This window comes from Bacillus fungorum (assembly GCF_002746455.1).
Lineage (GTDB): Bacteria > Bacillota > Bacilli > Bacillales > Bacillaceae_G > Bacillus_A > Bacillus_A fungorum.
In genome coordinates this window covers 1-4,139 of sequence record NZ_NWUW01000078.1, presented here as the reverse complement: position 1 = coordinate 4,139, position 4,139 = coordinate 1, and the positions used below count along the sequence as shown (strand labels likewise).

7 protein-coding genes are annotated in these 4,139 nt (G+C 33.6%); all 7 read left to right on the top strand.

Features of this window, described 5'->3' with window-relative positions; genetic code table 11:
* Positions 1-798: type II secretion system F family protein (locus CO726_RS30425; protein ID WP_099686774.1), on the top strand; the 798-nt coding region annotated here is incomplete at its 5' end.
* 1 nt (position 799) lies between these two features.
* The gene (locus tag CO726_RS30420) at positions 800-1,666 is read left to right on the top strand and encodes a hypothetical protein (protein WP_099686773.1); all 867 of its coding nucleotides are present in this window, start codon (positions 800-802) and stop codon (positions 1,664-1,666) included.
* A 42-nt stretch (positions 1,667-1,708) separates the two neighbouring features.
* Positions 1,709-1,915, top strand: coding sequence for a hypothetical protein (locus tag CO726_RS30415; RefSeq protein WP_002166806.1), 207 nt, complete (start codon positions 1,709-1,711; stop codon positions 1,913-1,915).
* A gap of 68 nt (positions 1,916-1,983) precedes the next feature.
* Positions 1,984-2,187 carry a hypothetical protein gene (locus CO726_RS30410; RefSeq protein ID WP_000879955.1) on the top strand — a complete coding sequence of 68 codons (204 nt, stop codon included), beginning with the start codon at positions 1,984-1,986 and terminating at the stop codon, positions 2,185-2,187.
* 72 nt (positions 2,188-2,259) lie between these two features.
* Complete coding sequence (locus CO726_RS30405) at positions 2,260-2,466, top strand: hypothetical protein (RefSeq protein ID WP_000879954.1); 207 nt, start codon at positions 2,260-2,262, stop codon at positions 2,464-2,466.
* Positions 2,467-2,552: 86 nt separating this feature from the next.
* Positions 2,553-3,098 (top strand): hypothetical protein, encoded by a 546-nt coding sequence (locus tag CO726_RS30400; protein ID WP_099686775.1) that lies wholly within the window; start codon positions 2,553-2,555, stop codon positions 3,096-3,098.
* A complete protein-coding gene (locus tag CO726_RS30395) occupies positions 3,095-3,718 on the top strand; it encodes a hypothetical protein (protein ID WP_099686772.1) in 624 nt (207 codons plus the stop codon). The genes CO726_RS30400 and CO726_RS30395 overlap by 4 nt, the downstream gene beginning before the upstream one ends.
* Positions 3,719-4,139: the final 421 nt, after the last annotated feature.

The following is a 4,139-nucleotide window of genomic DNA, read 5'->3' as shown; positions in this document are numbered from 1 at the left end:
TTGGAATTAAGGAATATCAAAGGGATTCGAATGTATCTACCACAATCCATTATTCAAGAAGCCCAAAAGTACGAGTGGAAATTGACGAAAAGTATGTACTGGGTATATGTAATTCTTTCCGGAATGAGTATTGCAGCAGTATTCTATTTTTCTTTTGGAAGAGATCCTTTTACACTGATTTCCGTTTTATGTGGATTTTTAGTTCCAAGATTTCTTCTCTATCGAAGAAAAAAACGTTACTACTTGGTTGTCATTGATCGTCTTTCTATCTATATGAAGGCTGTAGCGAATGCACTTCAAATTAGTAATAACGCAAAACGGGTGTTAGTTCAGGTTAACCCAATGATGCATGAAAGCATTCAAGAAGAAATAGAAAAAGTTTCTCTTTTATTAGAAGGTGGAACCACCATGCACCGTGCATTTAGAGGATTCAATGAAACCTTTAACTTTAGAGAATTGGTATTTTTCCATGAAATGTTGGAAGTGTGTAGCCGAGAAGGTGGAGCAAATTCAGTGCAAGTCTTACTAGATATTGCAGAAGATTTTGAAAAACAAAAGCTATACCTGGCAAGATTGCGCTCTAGTTTGTCGCAAGCACAACGTGCCTTTGTACAGAACTGCTTAATCGTCATTGCCATGCCGATTGTGATTATGTTGATGTCAAAAGAAGCATATGGATTTTTAGCAGGTTCTATGATGGGGAAAATCGCATTAGCGGTAAATATGTTCATTGTCTTTTTCTTAGCAACCCGTGTAGAAAAGATTGCAAATTATAATCCAACAGAAAGAGGGGAATAAAGTGGCTGCGATTTTAGCTGTAGTGGTATTCGTTGTCATGTATTGGGTATTCTCTACCTTTCTACAAAGTAAAAAAGATAGTGGTAGCCTACTTACAAACTATGTAGAAAATGCAAAACGAATTGAAAAAAAGAATTTAAATCAAATGATGCTTGCTCCCTTCCAGTCATTATCACATAAGTATCTGACAGAAGAAAAGAAAGAGCAGATCCAGAAGAAATTAGAAGAAGCTGGTTTGGATACGAAACCAGAAGAATATTTGAAAATGAAGGTTGCGTATCCCATCATTTTCACCTCGGTTTTCTTGATATGTACGGTATTTCATGATTACTACTTATTTAAAGTGGGTGTTTTGATTTCACCACTGCTTTATTTCTATCCTGATTATCTATTAAAGAGAAGAATCAAGCAGGCGATAGAAGCTAGGAAGTTCGAATTACCAGAGTATCTAATTCCAATGCTGCAGTTGTTAAAAACGCATACAACATTAGAAGCGGTAAAAAAGGCGCAGATATATGCTGGGAGACACCTTCGACCGTATGTATCTACACTTACTGCGGAATTAGAAATGTATGCTGGTTCGGATCAACCATTTCGAAACTTTGCAGCAGCTTTGAATAGTCCAGAAGTCAATACCTTTACGATTGCGTTGCAACAGGCACAAAAAACGGACAAGGTACAAAGTCTTCGTATTATGGACGCACAAATTAAAATGATGCGTGAATTAAAACATGAGAACTATAACCGTCTCATTCAAAATAAGCCAATGGAAATGAATAAATTTAACGTTGCCGTTATTGGTTGTATTGTAATTTATCCAATGGTTATTGTTATTCAATCCTTAATGCAAGGATTTGCAAGTATATAAGAAGCTAGTACCCAAAATTGAATAAGAAGAGGAGCAATACACATGTTAACAAAAATGAAGAATTGGTTAAAAAATGAAGACTCACAGTTATCATCAGAAAACGGAATGTTAATCGCTTTGGCGGTAATTATTGTATTAGTGATTGGCCCGTTTGTATGGAAAGCAATTCAAGGCGGGTATGATACGATTCTAGCTCGATTCACGAAAGCATCAAGCAATGCAGATGTTGATTCTTGGAACAAGAAATAAAGGCTTTAAATAGGTAAATTGTTATCTTGGTAGATTCCTAAAATTGATATATAAAGGAGATAATTGAAATGTTAGCAAAAATGAAGAATTGGTTAAAAAATGAGGATTCACAACTATCATCAGAAAACGGTATGTTAATTGCCCTGGCGGTCATTATCGTATTAGTAATTGGCCCGTTTGTATGGAAAGCAATCCAAGGTGGTTATGATACGATCCTGGCAAGATTCACAAAAGCATCAAGCAATGCAGACGTAAATTCTTGGAATAAGTAATAAAAGATTTAAATAGATAAGTTCTTATTTTAGTAAATTCTTAAAATTGATATATAAAGGAGACGAAATGCAATGTTAGCAAAAATGAAGAATTGGTTAAAAAATGAGGATTCACAGTTATCATCAGAAAACGGTATGTTAATTGCCTTGGCGGTCATTATCGTATTAGTAATTGGCCCGTTTGTATGGAAAGCAATCCAAGGTGGTTATGATACGATCCTGGCAAGATTCACAAAAGCATCAAGCAATGCGGATGTAGATTCTTGGAACAAAAAATAAATGTGAAAATAAACGAGGGGGCTACTCTAAAAGTGGTTCCCTTTTTTAAACAGTATTTTTATGAAATTAAAAGAGGAGTAAAGAAAATGAGTCTGTATATCATGGGGTTATTACTAAGCTATATGTTCCTAAATGTAGTTACTGATTTGAAATATAGAAAAACGAAAAATATATGGCATCTACTATTCTTAATTGTGGGTATAGGAATTACGTATTTTGCTGGAATAAGAACAGGGAAAGAGATTGCGATTGTCCTAGTCATGGCCTTAGCGTGTGGTTTATTATTGGAGACATTTAAATTTTCTTCACCTGGTGATACGAAAATGCTTGTGGTGGTAGCTTTATATGTTAGTAATGTAGTAGAAGAATCAGCTATCCTTACCGCTATTACATTAACAGCTTTCCATTTACTATTCTTTTGGATTGCTAGTGTGTATCGATTAATTAAAATTTTAGGGTTTGTTGGAGCGATTAAAGATCAATTAGAGCATGCTGCATCTATCTTTGGTGCAAAACTACCCAAGAAAGAAATACAGCTGATACAGAGCTTTCCAGGGGCTTGTTCTATTTTATTAGGAGCACTTGTGTATGTTGCGTTTACTATCTATCAAAACGGAGGTATCTTGGCTTGAACAGTAGAATCATTCATCAAAGAGAAACAAATATTTACTTTACAATATTTGTGCTTATAGGAGTTCTTATTCTAAACCTGTTTATTAATATGGTGTTTGTATTGGCATATCCTTTACTGATTGGATTAATCGTGCAGGTTATCTTACTGCAGAAGATAAAAAAGCCATTTTATCGAAACGGAAAAGAATTAACAGAACAGTTAAAATTAAAAAATATATTTCTAGTAGAATCAAACATTTTAGGAGATGAAGAAGGAACTGTCTATGAGGTGCATCAAATGCCTCTTTCATTTTCTAATGGATTAATTAATAAAGAGAAGAGTTATAAGGTAGTGAAACAAGAGTATGAAAGAAAAGTAAAAGAAGATTTAACAAAAATTGCAAAATGGCAAGTTACAACAAAAGCTAGACTTGTTACGACAACTCATTTTCGTTTATATACAATTTGGCAGAAAAATAGTACCGGATATCAATTGAAAAAAATAGAGGAATGTGTTGATCCGTATGCAAAGATGAACCTTATACAATGGATGATTGCTTCATTCTGTACGACTGGTCGTATTAAGTATGATAAGAAACCAAAAGAATGGGAAAGCTACGAATGGATTGCTTTAAATTAAAATGCAAAAGTATATAACTTCAGTTAATAGTAAATATAGGGGAAACAGATAGAAGATAAGGAGATTTTGAAAGGAAGAATAAGAAATAAGGCCTTATTTTTTTATATAGGCCTTATTAAATGACGAATGAGATATGACTCAATATCTCATGTAGGGTAATTTTATTATACATTATTTTACAAAAAAGTAAAATAAACAAGTTCATTCTTGCAAGGTACATAAAGTTATTGAAATTTAGATGTGAATTGATTAATATAAAGGTATATTTAATGTTTAATTGATTCCGTTTATTCCCACACCTTATTGTGTTGTGGTTGAGTTGTAGAAGCAAGTTGCGTCTTGTTTCATTTATGAAAGGGCTTCTTTGAGCCGATTAGTGTATATATAGCTTATTTTGCTATGCACATTTTTAATCGACTTG

Excerpts from the sequence above, each read along its gene's own strand:
- CO726_RS30415 (WP_002166806.1), top strand. The coding sequence starts at position 1,709 with ATGTTAACAAAAATGAAGAATTGGTTAAAAAATGAAGACTCACAGTTA.
- CO726_RS30400 (WP_099686775.1), top strand. The coding sequence starts at position 2,553 with ATGAGTCTGTATATCATGGGGTTATTACTAAGCTATATGTTCCTAAAT.
- CO726_RS30410 (WP_000879955.1), top strand. The coding sequence starts at position 1,984 with ATGTTAGCAAAAATGAAGAATTGGTTAAAAAATGAGGATTCACAACTA.
- CO726_RS30405 (WP_000879954.1), top strand. The coding sequence starts at position 2,260 with ATGTTAGCAAAAATGAAGAATTGGTTAAAAAATGAGGATTCACAGTTA.